Source organism: Paraburkholderia sp. (assembly GCF_036488505.1).
Classification (GTDB): domain Bacteria; phylum Pseudomonadota; class Gammaproteobacteria; order Burkholderiales; family Burkholderiaceae; genus Paraburkholderia.
Genome location: NZ_DASXHN010000211.1, coordinates 1 through 18,310 on the forward strand (window position 1 = coordinate 1; position 18,310 = coordinate 18,310).

An 18,310-nucleotide genomic window follows, 5' to 3' on the forward strand; every position below is an offset into this window, starting at 1 on the left:
GCGATGATCGCGGTGGTCAAGGACATCCTGATCTACGTGACGATCTTCGCCGCGATCATCGTGATCCCGCCGCAGCTGGGTGGCTTCGGCCATATCTTCGCCGCGGTGCCGCCGGCCAAGCTGCTGCTGAAGTCGCCGGACGTATCGAGCCTGAACGGCTATAGCGCGTACGCGACGCTGGCGGTGGGCTCGGCGCTCGCGCTGTTCCTGTATCCGCACTCGATCACCGCGGTGCTGTCGTCGAAGTCGGGCAACACGATCCGCCGCAATATGGCGCTGCTGCCGGCTTACTCGCTGGTGCTCGGTCTGCTCGCGCTGCTCGGCTTCATGGCGCTCGCCGCGGGCGTGAAGGACATGCCGGAGTTCGCACCGTACTTCAAGGCGTTCGGTCCGAACTTCGCGGTGCCGGCGCTGTTCCTGCACTTCTTCCCGTCGTGGTTCGTCGGCGTCGCGTTCGCGGCGATCGGTATCGGCGCGCTGGTGCCGGCGGCGATCATGTCGATTGCGGCGGCGAACCTGTACACGCGCAACGTGCACAAGGAGTTCGTCAACCGCAACATGACGCACGAGCAGGAGACCAACGTCGCGAAGCTGGTGTCGCTGATCGTCAAGGTCGGCGCGGTCGCGTTCATTCTCGGTCTGCCGCTCACGTACGCGATCCAGCTGCAACTGCTCGGCGGGATCTGGATCATCCAGACGTTGCCGGCGATCGTGCTGGGCCTCTACACGCGCGTGCTCGACCATCGCGGCCTGCTGGCCGGCTGGGCGGTCGGCATCGCCACCGGCACGTGGATGGCGATCTCGCTGAAGCTGGCTGGCTCGATCTTCACGATCCACCTGTTCGGCATGGCGATTCCGGGCTACGCGGCGGTGTGGTCGCTGATCGTGAACCTGGTGGTGTCGGTGGTCGTGAGCCTGGCCGTGCGCGCGTTCGGGATGCGCCACGCCGAGGACAGCACGCGTCCGGAAGACTATCTGGACGTTGTCGAGAGCTGATCCGCTCGCCGTTGTTCAGTTCGGAGAAACGGCTTCTGAATAGCGGTGCTTGAAAACCGGCGTTTGACACAATGCAGCGCCCGCGGACCAAACTCCGCGGGCGTTTGTGTTTTCGGGGCACTCCAGGGCAGGATAGCGAAACCTCCCCTTCACGCGTTCGTCGCGCGCCGCCATGGCTGCTGCCGATAGTCCCACCGCGATTCCGCGCCGCGCGCCGCTCAGCCGGATGCTGCGCGCGGTCACGTCGCCGTATTACCGCTACCGGCACGCGAAGGTGCTGCACAGCCTGCGCGTCGGTCTGGCGATGCTCGTGTCGATCCTCGCGACCACGGGCATCCATATCCCGCATGGCATCTGGTCGTCGGTGACGCTGCTGGTGGTGATCGGCGGCCTTCAGCACCACGGCAATATCCGCAAGAAGGCGGCCGACCGTGCGGCCGGCACGTTGCTCGGCGCGTCGATCGGCCTGCTGCTGATCGTGCAGCAGCACTTCATCGGCTCGCTGCCGCTCACGTATGTGCTGATGTCGATCGTCGCGTCGATCTGCGCGTGGTTCGCGATCGGCTCTTCCGGCTATATCGGGCTGCTGACGGCGATCACGATGTGCATCGTCGCGGGCCACGGCGACAACCTGATCGACACCGGCCTGTGGCGCACGCTGAACGTGCTGATCGGCATCGTGATCGCGCTGGCTTTTTCGTTCGCGTTTCCGCTACACGCGACGTATTCGTGGCGCTACGGCATCGCCGCCAATCTGCGCGAATGCGCCGGGATCTATGCACGGCTGCTCGATGGCGAGACGATCTCCGAGGAGGAGCAGGTCAAGCGCTTCCTGGCAATCAACAAGCGGCTCGTGCAGTTGCGCTCGCTGATGCCCTCGGTCGCCAAGGAAATCGACGTGCCGCAGTCGAAGCTCGAGGAGATTCAGCGGCTGCATCGCTCGGTGCTCAGTTCGCTCGAACTGCTCGCGACCGGGCCGCTGATGCACGCCGACGCCGCCGCGCGTACGGCTTACGCCGCGCATTGCGGCACCGAGGTGCGCGCGGTGCGCGCGATTCTGCTGTCGACCGCGCGGGCACTGCGTTTTGGCCGTCCGCCGCGGCTCGGCATCCCGGCGGCGGTGCCGCTCGCGCAGGGACACGGCGCCACCGCGGCCGGGTTGCCGCCCGAATGGCAGGGGCCTTACTGGCTCGGTCAGCGGCTCGCGGAACAGGTCGACCGGCTGCGCGCGCTTTTGCTCGAGACCGAATCGAACTGGGACATCGAGCAGCGTGGGCGCAGTTTGCGCTGCGCGTAGCGGTTCGCTGCGCCCGCCACCCGTCGGATGCGAGTGGCGTGGGCCCAGGCCTCGTCTTTCAGACCTGCGGCGGCAGCGTGACCATCCACATCAGGCCGAAACGGTCCACCACCATCCCGAAGCCCTTGCTCCAGAACGTCTGCCCGAACGGCATCACGACCTGGCCGCCATCTGCCAGCGCGTTGAAGCATTTTTCCGCCGACGCGCTGTCTTCGACGGTCAGCGACAGGCTGAAGCCGTTGAACGGCCCCGCGGCGGGGTCGCAGTTGCCATCCGAAGCCATCCATGTGCTCGAGCCCAACTGCACGCTCGCATGCATGATCTTGTCCGCGACTTCGGGGCGCGGCGGGTTATTCGGGTCCGGCGGCGCCTCCTTGAAGCGCATCTTGAAGCTCACCTGGGCGCCGAGTTTTTCGGTGTAATAGTCGAGCGCTTCCTCGCAGCGGCCATTGAAAAACACGTACGGCTGAAGGTTCATGATCGTCTCCTGGAGAGGGCGGGCGTTGCCTCGGTGGCGTCGTTGACGGGCCCGTTTGCGGCACGCGCAACGGCGTGGAATCGATTGTAGTCGTGTGACGGGCGCGGATTGCGACGTCGTGTCCTAGGAGCGTGCGTGGCGTCGGCCCCGGCGTGCACGCGGTATCTTTGTGCGCGGTAAACGGCGAGCGGCCCTGAACCGTGGGGTCAGGGCCGCCAGTCAGCGCTTCTGGTCGAGCGGATGATGCGTCAAAGCTGCGGCTCACGCGGATCTCCGCGAATGCCTTGCACGCGTTAGCGCAGCGCCTCGATCAGCTTTTCGAGCTTCACGGCGTCCGCGGCAAAGGTGCGGATACCTTCGGCGAGCTTTTCGGTCGCCATGGCGTCGTCGTTGACGAGGAAGCGGAATGACTTCTCGTCGACCGGTACGCGCTGGAGGTCCGCATCGCTCGACATCTGCGGCGACAGCTTGCGTTCGACCTTGTCGGTATTCTCGTGCAGCTTCTGCAGCAGATCGGGGCTGATCGTCAGCAGATCGCAGCCGGCCAGCTCCAGGACCTGCGCGGGCGTGCGGAAGCTCGCGCCCATCACCTCGGTCTTGTAGCCGAACTTCTTGTAGTACGCGTAGATGCGGCGCACCGACTTGACGCCCGGATCGTTGGCGCCGCCGTCTTTCGCTTCGTCCCATGCACTGCCGGCGTTTTTCTTGTACCAGTCGTAGATGCGGCCGACGAACGGCGAGATCAGTTGCGCACCGGCGTCCGCGCAGGCCGCGGCTTGCGCGAGCGAGAACAGCAGCGTCATATTGCAGTGGATGCCTTCCTTCTGCAGCACTTCGGCCGCGCGCACGCCTTCCCACGTCGACGCGAGCTTGATCAGCACGCGCTCGCGCTCGATGCCGTGCTCCTTGTAGAGCGCGATCAGCTCACGGCCTTTCGCGATCGAGCCTTCCGTGTCGAACGACAGGCGCGCGTCGACCTCCGTGGAGACCCGCCCGGGGATGATCTTGAGGATTTCAGTGCCGAACGCGATCAGCAACTGATCGATGATCGCGCCGACCGGCTTCGACGCATGCGCCTTGACGGTCTTTTCGAGCAGCGGCCGGTAATCGTCTTTCTGCACCGCCTTCAGAATCAGCGACGGATTGGTGGTGGCATCCTGCGGCTTGTATTGCGCGAGTTGCTGGAAGTCGCCGGTATCGGCCACCACGGTGGTGTATTGCTTCAGTTGATCGAGTGCGGTTGTCATGTTCGGGCCTTCAGGGCGCGTACGCCGTGGTTCAGGAGAAATGAGGTCGCCGCCGCGCCGCGGGAACGACTCGGCACCGGCGGCCGCGGGTCGGGCCGCGGCGCGTTCCGCGAAGTTGCCGGAACGCGCCGCCGGATACTTCTATTCTATGGCGGATCGCCCGCGACGGCATGCATTGCGGGCATCGACCGCTCGATGCGGCGATCCGTTTGCGCGGGTCAACTGCGCGGGCGCGCGTTCAGCACCAGTTGCGTGAGCACGCCGGCGACCAGTCCCCAGAATGCCGAGCCGATCGACAGCAGCGTGAGGCCGGATGCGGTCACCATGAAGGTGACGAGCGCGGCCTCGCGCTGCTTCACGTCGTGCATCGCGTTGGCGAGCCCGCTCATGATCGAGCCGAACAGCGCGAGCGCGGCGACCGACACGACCAGCGCCTTCGGGAATGCGGCGAACAGCGCGGCGATCGTTGCGCCGAACACGCCGGCGATCAGATAGAAAATGCCGCCCCACACCGCCGCCATGTAACGCTTGCCCGGATTTTCATGCGCTTCGGGGCCCGTGCACAGCGCCGCCGTGATCGCCGCAAGATTGATGCCGTGCGAGCCGAACGGCGCGAGCAGCAGCGACGCGAGACCGGTCGTCGCGATCAGCGGCGCCGATGGTGTCGTATAGCCATCCGCGCGCAGCACCGCAATGCCGGGCACGTTCTGCGACGCCATCGCGACCACGAACAGCGGGATGCCGATGCTGACGATCGCCGCGACGGAGAACGCCGGCATCGTGAGTACCGGATGCGCGAGCGCGACGTGAAAACGGCTGAAATCGAGCAGGCCCAGCATGCCCGCGGCGGCCGTGCCGGCGGCGAGCGTCGTCACGATCGCATAGCGCGGCGCGAACCGTTTGACGACCAGGTAGGTGAAGAACATCGTCAGCACGAGCGCGGTCTGAAACTGCGCGGCACGGAAAATCTCGATGCCGATCTCGAACAGGATACCCGCGAGCAATGCCGACGCGATGCCGGCCGGAATCTTTTTCATCAGCGCGTCGAACCAGCCGGTCAGGCCGACCAGCGTGAGCAGCGCCGCGCACACGATGAACGCGCCGATCGCCTGCGCATACTCGACCTGCGGCAGCGACGCGACGAGCAGCGCCGCGCCCGGCGTCGACCATGCGATCACGATCGGCGCGCGAAAGCGCAGCGACAGGCCGATCGAGCACACGCCCATGCCGATCGACAGTGCCCAGATCCACGACGAAATCTGTGCAGCACTCAAATGCGCGGCCTGGCCTGCCTGGAACATCAGCACGAGCGAGCTGGTGTAGCCGGTCATCATCGCGACGAAGCCCGCGACGATCGTCGATAGCGACGTGTCGGCGAGCGGATTGCTACGCGCTGCGGGCGTGGCGGCGGGGGACAGCTGGGGCGACGGTGGCGAACTCATGCGGATCTTTTCTTCGTGCTGGTGACTTGTTGTTGAAGATGAAGTGTGACGATGTCGAGGGCGCGGCGTAGACCGCTTTATTTGCTGAGCACGCGCATCGCCGCTTCGAGCCCCGCGAGCGTGAGCGGGTACATGCGGTGTCCTAGAACTTCGCGAATTGCGCTCACCGATTGCCGATACGGCCACAGCGCTTCCGGTTCGGGATTGAGCCACGCGAAGTGCGGGAAGTGATCGGCGAGCCGGCGCAGCCACACCGCGCCGGCCTCGGCGTTGTTGTACTCGACCGAGCCGCCTGGCTGCAACACTTCGTACGGGCTCATCGTCGCGTCGCCGACGAAGATCAGCTTGTAGTCGGGCGTGAACTTGTGCAGCAGATCCCACGTCGGCGTGCGCTCGGCATGACGGCGGCGGTTGTTCTTCCACAGGAAGTCGTACACGCAGTTGTGGAAGTAATAGAACTCGAGGTGCTTGAATTCGGCCTTGGCGGCGGAAAAGAGCTCCTCGGTGCGCTTGATGTGATCGTCCATCGAGCCGCCGACGTCGAGCAGCATCAGTACCTTCACGTTGTTGTGCCGCTCGGGGACCATCCTGATGTCGAGCCAGCCCGCGTTCGCGGCGGTGCTGCGGATCGTGTCGGGCAGGTCGAGTTCTTCGGCCGCGCCTTCGCGCGCAAAGCGGCGCAGCCGCCGCAGCGCGACCTTGATGTTGCGCGTGCCGATTTCGACCTGGTCGTCGTAGTCGCGGTACGCGCGCGCTTCCCATACCTTGACGGCGGTGCGATTGCCGGCCGCGTCGCCGCCGATGCGCACGCCCTCCGGGTTATAGCCGCCGTTGCCGAACGGCGACGTGCCGCCGGTGCCGATCCATTTATTGCCGCCCTCGTGGCGTCCCTTCTGTTCGTCGAATAGTTCCTTCAGGCGCTCCATCAGCTTGTCGAGGCCGCCCATCGCTTCGATCTGCGCCTTTTCCTCCGGCGACAGATCGCGGTGCAGTTTCTTCGTGAGCCAGTCGAGCGGGACATCGAATGCGAGCTCCGACGCTTGCGCGACGCCGTTGAAATAAGCGCCGAACGCCTGGTCGAATTTGTCGAAGTACTGCTCGTCTTTCACGAGCGTGATGCGCGCGAGGTAGTAGAACTCGTCGAGCGACGGCGCGATCACGTTGGCTTTGAGCGCTTCGAGCAGCGTCAGGTATTCCTTTACCGACACCGGCAGTTTGGCGGCGCGCAGCGAGTAGAAAAAGTCGATCAGCATGCTGGGTTCCTTGCGGCGGCGCGGGAGCGGCGCCTGGCCGGGCTGAGTACCGCGCGCGCGACGAATGCGCGCGTGGCGGCGCGGCGCTCGCTCAACGGTTGCTGCGGTTCATGAAGAGCAGCCGCTCGAACAGGCTCACGTCCTGCTCGTTCTTCAGGAGCGCGCCGTGCAGCGGCGGAACGATCTGCTTATGGTCGGCCGAGCGCAGCGCTTCGGGCGGGATGTCTTCAGCGAGCAGCAGCTTGAGCCAGTCGAGCAGTTCCGACGTGGACGGCTTCTTTTTCAGCCCGGCGACGTTGCGCAGTTCGAAAAAGCTCTGCAGCGCCGCGGCGAGCAGCTCTTTCTTGATGCCGGGGTAATGCACGTCGACGATCTGCTGCATCGTCGTTGCATCCGGAAACTTGATGTAGTGGAAAAAGCACCGGCGCAGGAACGCGTCGGGCAGTTCCTTCTCATTGTTCGACGTGATGATCACGAGCGGACGATGTTTCGCCTGCACCAGTTCGTGCGTCTCGTACACGTAGAACTCCATGCGGTCGAGTTCGCGCAGCAGGTCGTTTGGAAATTCGATGTCGGCCTTGTCGATCTCGTCGATCAGCAGCACGGTTTGCTGCTCGGATTCGAAGGCCTGCCACAGCACGCCCTTGACGATGTAGTTGCGGATGTCCTTCACGCGTTCGTCGCCGAGCTGCGAATCGCGCAGTCGCGACACCGCGTCGTATTCGTACAGCCCCTGCTGGGCTTTGGTGGTCGATTTGATGTGCCACTGCAGAAGCGGCATGCCGAGCGCGGCGGCGACTTCCTCGGCGAGCATGGTCTTGCCGGTGCCGGGTTCGCCCTTGATCAGCAGCGGACGCCGGAGCGTCATCGCGGCGTTGACCGCGAGCTTCAGGTCGTCGGTGGCGACGTACTGCGATGAGCCTTCGAAACGCATGGCGAGATGCTCTTGGCGGGAAAAAACCCAGTATAAGTCAGAAGGCCTGTTGGCCTGAAAGCGGCTCGCGTAGGGTGTCAGCCGCGCTGTGGCTGGCCCCTGGCGCGTTGTGCTGACCCGTGGCTCGGCCACCGGCTTCCGCACCGCTGGAGTCCTGCTTCGATCCGGTTGCGGTCCGCGACGCTGACGCACGCGGCGGCGGTTTCGCGCGCGCGGGCAGCCCGGGCGGGCAGGCGCGGCGCCCGTTGCGGCGGGCGCCGGCGTGTGGCGCGCGGCTCCCGCGTCTGGTGGACGTTCGGCGCGGCGTCGCGGTACAATGAGCCCGATTTTTTTGGCCTGCGTGGCTACCTACAAGAAGAACGGCGCGGACCGCTGCCTTCCGGGCACCTGTTTCCCCTCAAGCCAGGTTACATCTATGAATAAATTCGTCGGCAAACACGTCGTGATCGCAGCGCTGTCGGGGCTCGTGGGGTATGCGGCCAGTGCGCAGGCAGCGGATGTCGTAGGCAACGCGAAGGCGGGCCAGGACAAGGTCGCGATGTGTATCGGCTGCCATGGCATTCCCGAGTACCGCACCGCCTACCCCGAGGTCTTCCGCGTGCCGAAGATCGGCGGCCAGAACCAGGCCTACCTCGAAAACGCGCTGCACGCCTACAAAAAGGGCGACCGCCATTTCGACACGATGCGCGCCATTGCGACGTCGCTGTCGGACCAGGACATTGCCGACATCGCCGCGTACTACGCCGCGCAAACCGCCGATTCGAAGAACAATCCCAATAAGTGATCGGTGTCGATCGGCCGTCGGTCGGTATCGGTCGATGCCCATCGGCCAGCCAGTTAAATTCGCGGGACAGGAGATTTCATGATTAAGCCCCAACAGGCACTCCACACAGTGTTCAACGCTGCATGCGCGTTCGCGGCAGCGATCGGTCTGGTTGCAGCGAACGGCGCGTACGCCGCCGACGCCGCCAACGGCAAGGTCCTCGTCAACAATCACAACTGCGCGGCCTGCCATGGCGCGAACCTGAATAATCCGGTGAGCCCGGAATATCCGAAGCTGGCCGGGCAGCATTCGGACTATATTTTCTGGGCGCTGCGTCAATACCAGATGGGCACGGGTAATCCGCATTTCGGCCGCAACAACGCGATCATGCAGGCGCAGGTGCAAACCCTGTCGCCGAGCGACATGAAGGACATCGGCGCCTATGTCGAATCGCTCGACGGCTCTCTCGTGCAGAAGAAGTAAGGGTTTCGCGGTGTGTGAATGGTACCTGCCACCTAGTCGCGCGATCGAAGCCTGAAACAGAACACCCCGCGTCGGCGGGGTGTTCTGCTTTTGAGGCACGGTGTTTTTGCCTATGTGCTTACGCGGGTCTTATGCGTCAAGCGAGCTGCGCAGGCGCCGACGAACACGGGCAGCAGCGAATCTCTCAGTCGCGCGTCGCGCGCCGTTCTATACGCTGCAAATAGGCGTCTGTATCAGGCGGCGTGCCGGTGCGCTGCGCTTCCCAGATGGTCTCACCGAGGCAATCCATGATCGCGTGCTGCGCTTCGTGGGTCGAGCCGAGGCGCGCGGCGAGCCGATCGTGCGCTGCGCGAATGCCGGGCGGCTGGTCGATCGACAGCTGTTCCGAGATCGCCAGATGCATCGACAGATGCAGGAACGGGTTGGTCTGGCCGCGTTCCGGCGAATAGTCCTGCGCCTGGGCGGCGACGCCGTCCGCGAGCTCGGCATGGTATTCCGGGTGTTCGACGATCCAGTCGGCGGCAATCGCCTCTAGCGGCGTCAGGATCTCGCCTTGGCGCTGCTTGCGCCAGGTGTCGGTGAAAAAGAGACGGACTTCGTCGCGGCTGGGATTGAACATCGTGGAACCGGTGCGTAGGAGTGATGCGCGGAAATCAACATGCAACATGCACGCGCCGTGGCGCGCTCAACTCGCGATTTTACGCCGCGTGGCCATCAGCCGCTGACGGCGGCTCGCTCAAAGATCCGGTGGCGGCGTCTTCGGCCGGAACTCGCACAGCGGCTCGATCACGCAGTGCCAGCACTCGGGCCGGCGCGCCTTGCACACGTAGCGGCCATGCAGGATCAGCCAGTGGTGCGCATCCTGCTTGAACTCCGCGGGCGTGTATTTTTCGAGCGCCAGCTCGACCGCGCGGACGTCCTTGCCGGGCGCGAGCCCGGTGCGGTTGGCCACGCGGAAGATGTGCGTGTCCACCGCGATGGTCGGATGGCCGAACGCCGTATTCAGGATCACGTTGGCGGTTTTGCGTCCGACGCCGGGCAGGCTCTCCAGCGCCTCGCGGTCCTCTGGCACCTCGCCGCCGTACCGATCGAGCAGGATCCGGCAGGTCGCGATCACGTTCTTCGCCTTGGTGCGGTAAAGACCAATCGTCTTGATGTAGTCCGCGACGCCTTCCTCGCCGAGATCGAGGACCTTTCGCGGGGTATTGGCGACGGGGAACATCTTGCGCATCGCCTTGTTCACCGACACGTCGGTCGCCTGCGCCGACAGCAGGACCGCGATCAGCAACTCGAACGGCGTCGTGTACTCGAGTTCGGTGGTCGGGTGCGGATTCAGGCTCTGAAGCGTTTCGTAGATGGCGCGGCGTTTGTTCGCGTTCATGCTGAGCGGTCGGTGTATGGGCGGGCGGCGCGGGTGGTTGGCCGATGTTGGCTAAACGCGGCGGTCGAATGCGGCGGCAACCGCCGCTGATGCGGCTACTGCGGATTTCGCGGGCCGGACGGCTGGCCGTGCGGGTCGCCGGTGTCGTTGCCGGTGTCGTTGGTGGCGTCACCGAGGCCGAGACGGTGGCGGCGCGCTTCGGCGGCGTCGATTTGCGCCTGCACGTCGGCGCTGACGTTGTCCGTGTTCAACGGAGCTTGCCCTTTCGCGGCCATTTCGTCCTTTTTCTTGCGAGCGCGTTCGAGCGCGGCCTGGATGATCGCGCGCTTCTTCGCTTGCGCATCGTCCACCGCGGGGACGGCGGGCGCCGCGGCAACGGATGCCGCGGCCGGTGCCGGCGCATTCGCGCCGTGGGGGGTCGCACTCGCGGCGCGTCGCGCTGCAGCACGCGCTTCGGCCGCGTCGCGCTCGCGCGTGAGACGCGCGCCGCGCCGCTCATGGCGCACGCGCGCCGCATCTGCCTGGCCCTGGCTCCATGCGGCCCAGCCGGTCGCGCCACCGGTGACGGCTGGCATGGCGATGCAGTCGACCGGGCAGGGCGGCACACACAGGTCGCAGCCTGTGCACAGTTCGGCGAGGACCGTGTGCATCTGTTTCGGTGCGCCAACTATCGCGTCGACGGGGCAGGCTTGCATGCATAACGTGCAGCCGATACACAGTTGTTCGTCGATAACCGCCAACGGACGTGGACGTTCGACGCCATTGGCGGAATTGAGCGGGATAACCGGTTTGCCGAGCAGCGCGGCGAGGCGCGCGATGCCCTCGGCGCCGCCCGGGGGGCATTGGTTATAGCTGGCTTCGCCGCGCGCAACGGCTTCGGCATAGGGACGGCATGCGGGATAACCGCACTTCGTGCATTGCGTTTGGGGCAGCAGATCTTCAATGCGATCCGCGAGTAGTTTGACGTCGGTCACGGTTACGGCGTGGGGTTTGCCGGGCGGTCGCGCGGCCTGAACTAAATAGCACATTATCGCCGATTTCCCCGATTGCCATTCGCAATCCATGTGCCATAATCGAAGCGCTTTTTTCGAAAGACCGCAGAAAAGGGTGTGTTTCCCTACAACGACGCGCCCGTTCAACGTCGCCAGTACAAGGCTCGAGCAGAGGCCGGCGGCGCGACCCGGATAACGCGGCTCACGAAGACGATGCCACCATGAATCAGCCGAAAATCAAAAGAGATCCTGAAGGCACGCGGCGGCGCATTCTGCTTGCGGCTGCCGAAGAGTTTGCTAATGGTGGGCTGTTTGGCGCACGCGTCGACCAGATCGCCCGCCGGGCGGAAACCAATGAACGCATGCTCTATTACTACTTCGGCAGCAAGGAGCAGTTGTTCACCGCGGTACTCGAGCACGCGTTCAGTGCGCTCAACGAAGCCGAACGCACGCTCGAACTGAATGGCGTGGCGCCGGTCGAGGCCGTCACGCGTCTCGCGCATTTCGTTTGGGACTACTACCGCGACCATCCCGAACTACTGCGGCTCATCAACAACGAGAACCTGCACGAAGCACGCTATATGCAGAAGTCGACGCGCATCCGCGAAATGATCTCGCCGATCGTCGCGACGCTCGGCGGCATTCTCGAACGTGGCCAGCGCGCCGGGTTGTTTCGCGCGAACGTCGATCCTCTGCGCTTTTACGTAGCGCTGTCGGGCTTGGGCTACTACATCGTGTCGAACCGTTTCACGCTCGAGGCGACGCTGGGCCGCGATTTCAGCGGCCCCGCGGAGCGCAGCGAAGTGATCCAGATGAATACCGAGTTGCTGCTCGCGTATCTGCTGCGAAAGTAGCGGGACGTGGCGCCGTAGTGCGCGCCATGCTGTGTGGATGTCGCGTGCGGCCTTGCTGTCGTTCGACGTTCACAGAAAAGCGTTTTGGAGAGAGAGCCGGTATCGCTGAGCGAAGCAATAACCGGAACGAAACAACAAAAAGCCAGCGGCTTCCGAAGAGGCCGCTGGCTTTTTTTCAAGTTACCGGGTTTTCGGTATTCAGGCTTCGGCGTTTTCTTTCGCCGCGCGAGTGGCCCTCTCCGGCTTATTGTGCTCGAGAATGAAGTCGCGCAATTGCGGATAAATGATCGTGCGCCAGCGGCGTCCCGAGAAAATGCCGTAATGGCCGCATTTTTCGGCGGTGAAATGCTGCTTGTTCTTCGCCGGAATGCCACTGCACAGATCGTGCGCGGCGTAGGTCTGACCGTCGCCGGAAATATCGTCGAGTTCGCCCTCGATCGTGAACAGCGCCGTATTTTTGATGTCCTGCGGGCGCACCCGCTCGCCGGCGACGTCCCATGTACCTTCGGCCAGGCGGAATTCCTGAAACACGACGCGGATCGTGTCGAGGTAATAGTCCGCGTCCATGTCGAGCACCGCGTTGTACTCGTCGTAGAAGCGCCGGTGTGCTTCGGCGTCGTCTTCGTCGCCACGCAGCAGGCTCTGGTAGTAGTCCCAGTGCGAGGCCGCGTGACGCTCCGGATTCATCGCGACGAAACCGGTGTGCTGCAGGAAGCCCGGATAAACCTTGCGTCCGACGCCCGGGTAATTCGGCGGCACCGTGAAGATCACGTTGTTCTCGAACCACTCGTACGAGTGCTGCGTGGCGAGCGAATTGACCGAAGTCGGGCTCTTGCGCGCGTCGATCGGGCCACCCATCATCGTCATCGTGCGCGGCGTGTCCTCGCCGCGGCTCGCCAGCAGCGAAATGGCGGCGAGCACCGGCACGGTCGGCTGGCACACGGAGATCACGTGCAGATTCCTCGCGCCGATATGACGGATGAATTCCTGGATGTACATCACGTAGTCGTCAAGGCGGAACTGGCCGGCCTCGAACGGCACCATGCGCGCGTCGATCCAGTCGGTGATGTAGACCTTATGGTCTTGCAGCAACGTGCGCACGGTATCCCGCAGCAGCGTGGCATGGTGTCCCGACAACGGCGCGCAGACCAGCACGACCGGCTCGTCTTTCAATTGACTGACAGCGTCGCTGTCGTCGGCGAAGCGCTTGAAGCGCATCAGGCGGCAAAACGGTTTTTCGATGATGGTCTGTTCGACGATCGGGATGTTGAAACCGTCTTTGACAATCTGGTGAATATTGAACTCGGGTTTCTCGTAGTCCTTGCCGAGCCGGTAAAGCAATTCGTAAGCTGCCGACAGGCGCGTGGCACCTGGCACATAGGCGAGCGGACTGGCGGGATTCGCGAATGACTTCGACGCGGCCTGAGCCCAGGCGGTCAGGGGGCTCAACATGGCCCGCTGGAATTCATGCAATTGATAGAGCATAGGTGCTCCGTTTTAGGCGGTTCGCATTGGGCTTCGCAAACACGCGGGGGGCGTTGCGGCGGGCCATTTTTGGTTGTGGGCACATTCTTGTCGGCCGACACGGATCGATGATATCGAACAACGCAATCTTGTGCAACGCAACAATCCGCGCACTCGTGGTGCGCAAAGTGTCATTGAATCATGCTAGTGGCGATGCTGCTGCGCCGCTATCAGGGCTTATGTGAGCCTCAAGCTCCGTCGCGTGATTGCCGTTATGCGGAGGCTGTCCGGTCGCCTGCGCCATTTGCTGCTCGTGCTTCATCAGATTCAGCCCGGTATGCACGAGTGCAACGTGCGAAAACGCCTGCGGGAAATTGCCGACAAGGCGTTTCTCGGCCGGGTCGTACTCCTCGGACAGCAGCCCGACGTCGTTGCACAGCCCGAGCAGCCGTTCGTACATCTCGATCGCCTCGCCCACGCGGCCCTGCAGCGCGAGGTTGTCGACCATCCAGAACGAACACGCAAGGAAAGTGCCTTCGCCGGGCGGCAGACCGTCGTCGTATTCGGTGGTGCGGTAGCGCATCACGAAGCCGCCGTGCATCAGGTTTTTTTCGATCGCCTCGACAGTGCTCTTCACGCGCGGATCATGCGGCGGCAGAAACGCGACGAGCGGCAGCAGCAGCGTACTCGCGTCGAGCTGGTCGCTGCCGTAGTACTGCGCGAATGCGTTGAGCGTGGGATTCCACGCTTTCTCGCAAACGTCGGCATGGATCTTGTCGCGGGTCGCGCGCCATTCATCGAGCGGGCCGTCGAGCTCGAACATCTCGGCCGAGCGGATCGCGCGATCGAACGCTACCCATGCCATCACCTTCGAGAACGTAAAGTGCTCGCGGCCGCCGCGGGTTTCCCAGATGCCTTCGTCGGGCTCCTGCCAGATCGTCGCGAGGTGCTCGAGCATCGCGCACTGCACGCTCCACGCGGTGACGTCCGCCTGCAAGCCGCCCACGCGCGCGAGATGCAGTGCGTTCATCACTTCGCCGTAGACGTCGAGCTGACGCTGCCCGACCGCGTTGTTGCCGATGCGCACCGGTTTTGCGCCGTGGTAGCCGGGCAGCCAGTCGATTTCGAATTCGGGCAGACGCCGCTCGCCGGCGATGCCGTACATGATCTGCAATTGGTCCGGCGCGCCCGCCATCACCCGGCCGAGCCAGCTGCGCCATGCGCGGGCTTCGTCGAAGTAGCCGCCGCGCATCATCGCCAGCAGCGTGATGGTGGCATCGCGCAGCCAGCAATAGCGGTAATCCCAGTTGCGGGTGCCGCCGAGCTGCTCGGGCAGCGACGTGGTGGGCGCCGCGACGATGCCGCCGGTCGGCTCGTACGCGAGCGCGCGCAGCGTGATCAGCGAGCGGCGGATCGGCTCGGCCCAGCGGCCTTGCACGGTGCCGCGCGCCGACCACTCGAGCCAGTGACTCTCGGTGCGCGCAAGCGCGGTGTGTGGATCGCGCGACGGCGGAATGCGCAGATGCGACTGCGCGTAGGCGAGCGAAAAAGGCACGCGCTCGCCTTCGCTCACGGTGAATTCGGCGAGGGTTTTCATGTTCTCGCCGCGCAGCTCGACCGGCGTGCGCAACACCGCGGTGTCGGGGCCGACGATCGCCTTGATGCCGTTGTCGTGCTTGAGCCTGTCCACCCACGGGATCGAAAAGCCGTAGTCGAACCGCAGCACGAGCTCCATCTTCATGCGCACGCTGCCGCGCTTGCCGACGACGATACGTATCATCTCCGACGAGCCGTTGCCGGGCGGCATGAAGTCGATCAGCGTGACCGCGCCTTCGCGCGTTTCGAAGTCGGTTTCAAGAATTAGCGTTTCGCCGCGGTAGCGGCGGCTGATCGTGATGGAGGTTGCGTCCGCTTCGCTCAGCGCGGCCGGAGCGATCTGCCAGCGGCCGTTCTCGGGCGTACCGAGCAACGCGGCGAAGCACGCGCCCGAGTCGAAGCGCGGCCAGCAGAGCCAGTCGACGGAACCCTCGCGGGAGACGAGCGCGGCCGTGTGGCCGTCGCCGATGAGTGCGTAGTCTTCGATAAGTGCAGGCATGGAAAAGCGTGTCGGAGAACGTGTCGTTATGACTGACAGCAAAAGCTGCCGCGCGTTGAAAATGGGTGCTATTACCGGAATCGCCGGGACCATCGGGCCTTCATAAGCCGCGTTCGATTCGTCGCATAGTGAGGCAAACGCGGGTTGGTAAATTGTCAAATCCGTGCTTAAAATCAGATCTCATGCCGATGTCCGGTGCGCGCCGGACTGCGAATCGGCCTTGCTCATGGCGTATGCAGACGCCGTTTCCGAGGACGAAAGCTATGCTGAACCCTTCGAAATCCGATTGCATCACGATTCTGTCGGCCGCCAGCGAACTCGCTGGCGATTCAATGCTGCCACTCGATCACGGCCGGCTCGGCCTGACCCGCAACGGCATGCTGGCTGCCGCGTCCTTTCTCACCGAACGGGCCTGCTTCCGGCGTTACGAGGAAGAGTCGGGCCATTATGCCGTCGGCGCACTGTCGTTGCAGGGACGGCTGCGGCTCGACCAGCTTGCGAACGGTTGAACGGCTGCGTCGAGGTGTGTGACGCATCTCGACGCGCATTCGTTCAGCTTTCCTCGCGGCACGACGACCTATCGCGTCATTTCCCACCGGTCGCGATGCGGCGCGCTTGCCGCAGCGTGACGTCGGTGCGGTACGTCCGCACGAGCGCGTTCGCGAGCGTGCTGTCGCAAACGCGCCGATATCAGATGCAAGACGCGCGCCTGGTCTCGGGTCTTGTATCGCTCACAGGTGCGACGACCCCACGCCGAAGATGCCGATGACGCCGATGATGATCAGATAGAGCGCGACGATGTAATTCAACAGGCGCGGCATGATGAGGATCAGAATGCCGGCGATCAGCGATACGAGCGGGCCCAGGCTCAGTGTTACGTTCATGAAAGCTCCGTAGATTAGACGCGTAAAACGCGAGTGAAAAAACGCCCCGTCGCGCGGGACAATGGCCGCCGGCGCAAACTCCTCGCTGCCGGTCATGCGTTGGCCATGCGAAGGGTCATGCGCCGGGCAGATACCCTGCATGATCCGGCGTAACGCTTTTATACTGACTCCGACTATAACAACGCAGAATAATCGCCTCGCTGCGCGGCAGACCACACCCTTACAACCGCTTGCACCACAGAATCGATGTCGAGGAGGTCCCATGCTTCGTAGTCGCCGAGCCGCCGGGCGTGTTGCCGTGCGCCAGCTTTCGACTTCCGTTCCTGCTTCCGTGTTTGCTTTTGCTTCTGTTCCCGGTTCATCTCCAGATGGTGCGGATGGCGCTGATCGTGCTGATCGCTGCGCTGCGGAGCCGGCTTTACTGCCCGCTTCGCTGTGCCCTTCAGCGCGCACAACCCCGCGCGTCCCGCTGCGTGCAGCCCGTTCGATGATAGAAGGTTTCGTGCTTATGGTCTCCATTGTTGTTGGTGCGCCTGGGTATGCGCAAGATTTTGGCCCGGTCCCCGCGGACGGCGTCTATACGATGCTGGTCGGCACGTATACCGGCGGTAAAAGCGAAGGCATCTATGTGTACCGCTTCGACACGAAGACGGGCGCCGCCACCCAGGTATCGGTCGCCCGCACGGTCAATCCGTCGTTCCTCGCGGTGAGCCGCGACCGCCGTTTCGTCTATTCGGTCAACGAGCTGCCCGGCGATAACGGTCCGGCCACGCAGCGCGGTGGCATCAGCGCGTTCGGCTTCGATGCCGCGCGCGGGCAACTGACGTTTCTGAACAAGGTGTCGTCGGATGGCAATGATCCGGCGTACCTGAGCATCTCGCCGGACGGCAAGTATCTGTTGACCGCGAACTATTCGGTCGCCTCCGACCCGGGTGGCAGTTTCGCGGTGTTTCCGCTGCAGGCCGATGGCCAGGTCGGCACATCGGTGCAGACCGTGCATCACGAGGGCGGCGGTCCGGTGAAGGGCAGACAGGACAACTCACACGTTCATTCGACGGTGTTCTCTCCCGACGGGCACTATCTGTTCGCGCAGGATCTCGGCGCCGACAAGCTCTACTCGTACCGCTACACGGCACAAGGCGGCACTGCGCCCGGCTCCGGCCCATTCGTCGCCACCGACTGGGCCTACACGCAGCAGAAAGCCGGTACGGGCCCGCGGCATCTGATCTTCGGCGCCGACGGCAAGCATGCGTATCTGACCAGCGAACTGGCCGCGACGGTCAGCACGTTCGATTATCACGACGGCAGGTTGAAGCTCGTGCAGACGCCGGCACTCACCGAGCCGGGCTTCAAGGGCCAAGTGGGCGCGGCGGCGATTCATCTGTCGCCGGACGGGCGCTTCCTGTACGCGTCCAATCGCGGCGACGCGAACGAGATCGTGGTTTTCGCGGTCGATCCGGCCAATGGACATCTGAAGCAGATCGGCCGTCAGTCGACCCTCGGCAAGTCGCCGCGCGAGTTTGCGATCGATCCGACCGGCAACTGGCTGATCGTCGGCAATCAGCTGAGCGACACGGTGTACGTGTTCAAGCGCGATCAGCGCACCGGCCTGCTCGACCCGACGCCGAAGCAGCACTTCGAGCTTGGCTCGCCCGTCGATTTCAAGCTGGTGTCGCCGTCGTGACGCAATGAAAAACGGACCGCTCACGATGTGACGCGGTCCGTTTTTCATGTGGCGGCGCGGGCC

17 protein-coding genes and 1 pseudogene are annotated in these 18,310 nt (G+C 64.0%); 7 read left to right on the forward strand and 11 right to left on the reverse strand.

Annotated elements, in window-relative coordinates; translation table 11 throughout:
- Both VGH68_RS12820 and VGH68_RS12825 read left to right on the forward strand, forming a co-directional pair.
- Positions 1 to 996: pseudogene (locus VGH68_RS12820) on the forward strand (sodium:solute symporter); the annotation flags it as partial.
- 172 nt (positions 997 to 1,168) lie between these two features.
- Positions 1,169 to 2,293, forward strand: a complete 1,125-nt coding sequence (locus tag VGH68_RS12825) for an FUSC family protein (RefSeq protein ID WP_331603995.1) — start codon at positions 1,169 to 1,171, stop codon at positions 2,291 to 2,293.
- Between the two features lie 58 nt (positions 2,294 to 2,351).
- Here VGH68_RS12825 and VGH68_RS12830 read toward each other — a convergent pair whose 3' ends face one another.
- The 5 genes from VGH68_RS12830 to VGH68_RS12850 all read right to left on the reverse strand — a co-directional run bounded on the left by VGH68_RS12830 (position 2,352) and on the right by VGH68_RS12850 (position 7,647).
- Positions 2,352 to 2,771: a VOC family protein gene (locus tag VGH68_RS12830; protein ID WP_331603997.1), complete on the reverse strand. Its 420-nt coding sequence runs from the start codon at positions 2,769 to 2,771 to the stop codon at positions 2,352 to 2,354.
- A 293-nt stretch (positions 2,772 to 3,064) separates the two neighbouring features.
- Positions 3,065 to 4,018, reverse strand: coding sequence for a transaldolase (gene tal / locus VGH68_RS12835; protein ID WP_331603998.1), 954 nt, complete (start codon positions 4,016 to 4,018; stop codon positions 3,065 to 3,067).
- Between the two features lie 218 nt (positions 4,019 to 4,236).
- Positions 4,237 to 5,460 carry a benzoate/H(+) symporter BenE family transporter gene (locus VGH68_RS12840; RefSeq protein ID WP_331603999.1) on the reverse strand — a complete coding sequence of 408 codons (1,224 nt, stop codon included), beginning with the start codon at positions 5,458 to 5,460 and terminating at the stop codon, positions 4,237 to 4,239.
- Positions 5,461 to 5,537: 77 nt separating this feature from the next.
- Positions 5,538 to 6,713, reverse strand: a complete 1,176-nt coding sequence (locus tag VGH68_RS12845) for a VWA domain-containing protein (RefSeq protein ID WP_331604001.1) — start codon at positions 6,711 to 6,713, stop codon at positions 5,538 to 5,540.
- Between the two features lie 91 nt (positions 6,714 to 6,804).
- Entirely contained in the window at positions 6,805 to 7,647 is an 843-nt protein-coding gene (locus VGH68_RS12850) for a MoxR family ATPase (protein ID WP_331604002.1), read from the reverse strand.
- A 415-nt stretch (positions 7,648 to 8,062) separates the two neighbouring features.
- Between VGH68_RS12850 and VGH68_RS12855 the strand changes: the two genes are divergently transcribed.
- A complete protein-coding gene (locus VGH68_RS12855; RefSeq protein ID WP_331604026.1) occupies positions 8,063 to 8,431 on the forward strand; it encodes a c-type cytochrome in 369 nt (122 codons plus the stop codon).
- Between the two features lie 78 nt (positions 8,432 to 8,509).
- Positions 8,510 to 8,893, forward strand: a complete 384-nt coding sequence (locus VGH68_RS12860; protein ID WP_331604003.1) for a c-type cytochrome — start codon at positions 8,510 to 8,512, stop codon at positions 8,891 to 8,893.
- A gap of 184 nt (positions 8,894 to 9,077) precedes the next feature.
- Here the strand turns inward: VGH68_RS12860 and VGH68_RS12865 are convergent, their stop codons facing one another.
- The 3 genes from VGH68_RS12865 to rsxB form a co-directional block, all read right to left on the reverse strand.
- Complete coding sequence (locus tag VGH68_RS12865) at positions 9,078 to 9,512, reverse strand: DUF1841 family protein (RefSeq protein ID WP_331604004.1); 435 nt, start codon at positions 9,510 to 9,512, stop codon at positions 9,078 to 9,080.
- Positions 9,513 to 9,629: 117 nt separating this feature from the next.
- Positions 9,630 to 10,274, reverse strand: a complete 645-nt coding sequence (gene nth, locus VGH68_RS12870; RefSeq protein ID WP_331604005.1) for an endonuclease III — start codon at positions 10,272 to 10,274, stop codon at positions 9,630 to 9,632.
- Between the two features lie 95 nt (positions 10,275 to 10,369).
- Positions 10,370 to 11,248 carry an electron transport complex subunit RsxB gene (gene rsxB, locus VGH68_RS12875; protein ID WP_331604006.1) on the reverse strand — a complete coding sequence of 293 codons (879 nt, stop codon included), beginning with the start codon at positions 11,246 to 11,248 and terminating at the stop codon, positions 10,370 to 10,372.
- 239 nt (positions 11,249 to 11,487) lie between these two features.
- Here rsxB and VGH68_RS12880 point away from each other — a divergent pair, with 239 nt between their 5' ends.
- Complete coding sequence (locus VGH68_RS12880; RefSeq protein ID WP_331604007.1) at positions 11,488 to 12,120, forward strand: TetR/AcrR family transcriptional regulator; 633 nt, start codon at positions 11,488 to 11,490, stop codon at positions 12,118 to 12,120.
- 198 nt (positions 12,121 to 12,318) lie between these two features.
- Here the strand turns inward: VGH68_RS12880 and VGH68_RS12885 are convergent, their stop codons facing one another.
- Both VGH68_RS12885 and VGH68_RS12890 read right to left on the reverse strand, forming a co-directional pair.
- Positions 12,319 to 13,605 carry a polyhydroxyalkanoate depolymerase gene (locus VGH68_RS12885; RefSeq protein ID WP_331604008.1) on the reverse strand — a complete coding sequence of 429 codons (1,287 nt, stop codon included), beginning with the start codon at positions 13,603 to 13,605 and terminating at the stop codon, positions 12,319 to 12,321.
- A gap of 178 nt (positions 13,606 to 13,783) precedes the next feature.
- Positions 13,784 to 15,679: a glycoside hydrolase family 15 protein gene (locus VGH68_RS12890; RefSeq protein ID WP_331604010.1), complete on the reverse strand. Its 1,896-nt coding sequence runs from the start codon at positions 15,677 to 15,679 to the stop codon at positions 13,784 to 13,786.
- A 263-nt stretch (positions 15,680 to 15,942) separates the two neighbouring features.
- Here VGH68_RS12890 and VGH68_RS12895 point away from each other — a divergent pair, with 263 nt between their 5' ends.
- Positions 15,943 to 16,188, forward strand: coding sequence for a hypothetical protein (locus VGH68_RS12895; RefSeq protein WP_331604011.1), 246 nt, complete (start codon positions 15,943 to 15,945; stop codon positions 16,186 to 16,188).
- A 222-nt stretch (positions 16,189 to 16,410) separates the two neighbouring features.
- On the opposite strand, the gene VGH68_RS12900 is transcribed toward VGH68_RS12895, so the two are convergent.
- Positions 16,411 to 16,563 (reverse strand): DUF3096 domain-containing protein, encoded by a 153-nt coding sequence (locus tag VGH68_RS12900; RefSeq protein WP_075296265.1) that lies wholly within the window; start codon positions 16,561 to 16,563, stop codon positions 16,411 to 16,413.
- Between the two features lie 487 nt (positions 16,564 to 17,050).
- Here VGH68_RS12900 and VGH68_RS12905 point away from each other — a divergent pair, with 487 nt between their 5' ends.
- Positions 17,051 to 18,247, forward strand: a complete 1,197-nt coding sequence (locus VGH68_RS12905) for a lactonase family protein (RefSeq protein ID WP_331604012.1) — start codon at positions 17,051 to 17,053, stop codon at positions 18,245 to 18,247.
- Positions 18,248 to 18,310 lie beyond the last annotated feature (63 nt).

Excerpts from the sequence above, each read along its gene's own strand:
- VGH68_RS12885 (WP_331604008.1), bottom strand. The coding sequence starts at position 13,605 with ATGCTCTATCAATTGCATGAATTCCAGCGGGCCATGTTGAGCCCCCTG.
- VGH68_RS12845 (WP_331604001.1), bottom strand. The coding sequence starts at position 6,713 with ATGCTGATCGACTTTTTCTACTCGCTGCGCGCCGCCAAACTGCCGGTG.
- VGH68_RS12860 (WP_331604003.1), top strand. The coding sequence starts at position 8,510 with ATGATTAAGCCCCAACAGGCACTCCACACAGTGTTCAACGCTGCATGC.
- VGH68_RS12825 (WP_331603995.1), top strand. The coding sequence starts at position 1,169 with ATGGCTGCTGCCGATAGTCCCACCGCGATTCCGCGCCGCGCGCCGCTC.
- VGH68_RS12895 (WP_331604011.1), top strand. The coding sequence starts at position 15,943 with ATGCTGAACCCTTCGAAATCCGATTGCATCACGATTCTGTCGGCCGCC.
- nth (WP_331604005.1), bottom strand. The coding sequence starts at position 10,274 with ATGAACGCGAACAAACGCCGCGCCATCTACGAAACGCTTCAGAGCCTG.
- tal (WP_331603998.1), bottom strand. The coding sequence starts at position 4,018 with ATGACAACCGCACTCGATCAACTGAAGCAATACACCACCGTGGTGGCC.
- VGH68_RS12890 (WP_331604010.1), bottom strand. The coding sequence starts at position 15,679 with ATGCCTGCACTTATCGAAGACTACGCACTCATCGGCGACGGCCACACG.
- VGH68_RS12850 (WP_331604002.1), bottom strand. The coding sequence starts at position 7,647 with ATGCGTTTCGAAGGCTCATCGCAGTACGTCGCCACCGACGACCTGAAG.
- VGH68_RS12905 (WP_331604012.1), top strand. The coding sequence starts at position 17,051 with ATGATAGAAGGTTTCGTGCTTATGGTCTCCATTGTTGTTGGTGCGCCT.
- VGH68_RS12865 (WP_331604004.1), bottom strand. The coding sequence starts at position 9,512 with ATGTTCAATCCCAGCCGCGACGAAGTCCGTCTCTTTTTCACCGACACC.
- VGH68_RS12830 (WP_331603997.1), bottom strand. The coding sequence starts at position 2,771 with ATGAACCTTCAGCCGTACGTGTTTTTCAATGGCCGCTGCGAGGAAGCG.
- VGH68_RS12855 (WP_331604026.1), top strand. The coding sequence starts at position 8,063 with ATGAATAAATTCGTCGGCAAACACGTCGTGATCGCAGCGCTGTCGGGG.
- VGH68_RS12840 (WP_331603999.1), bottom strand. The coding sequence starts at position 5,460 with ATGAGTTCGCCACCGTCGCCCCAGCTGTCCCCCGCCGCCACGCCCGCA.
- VGH68_RS12880 (WP_331604007.1), top strand. The coding sequence starts at position 11,488 with ATGAATCAGCCGAAAATCAAAAGAGATCCTGAAGGCACGCGGCGGCGC.
- VGH68_RS12900 (WP_075296265.1), bottom strand. The coding sequence starts at position 16,563 with ATGAACGTAACACTGAGCCTGGGCCCGCTCGTATCGCTGATCGCCGGC.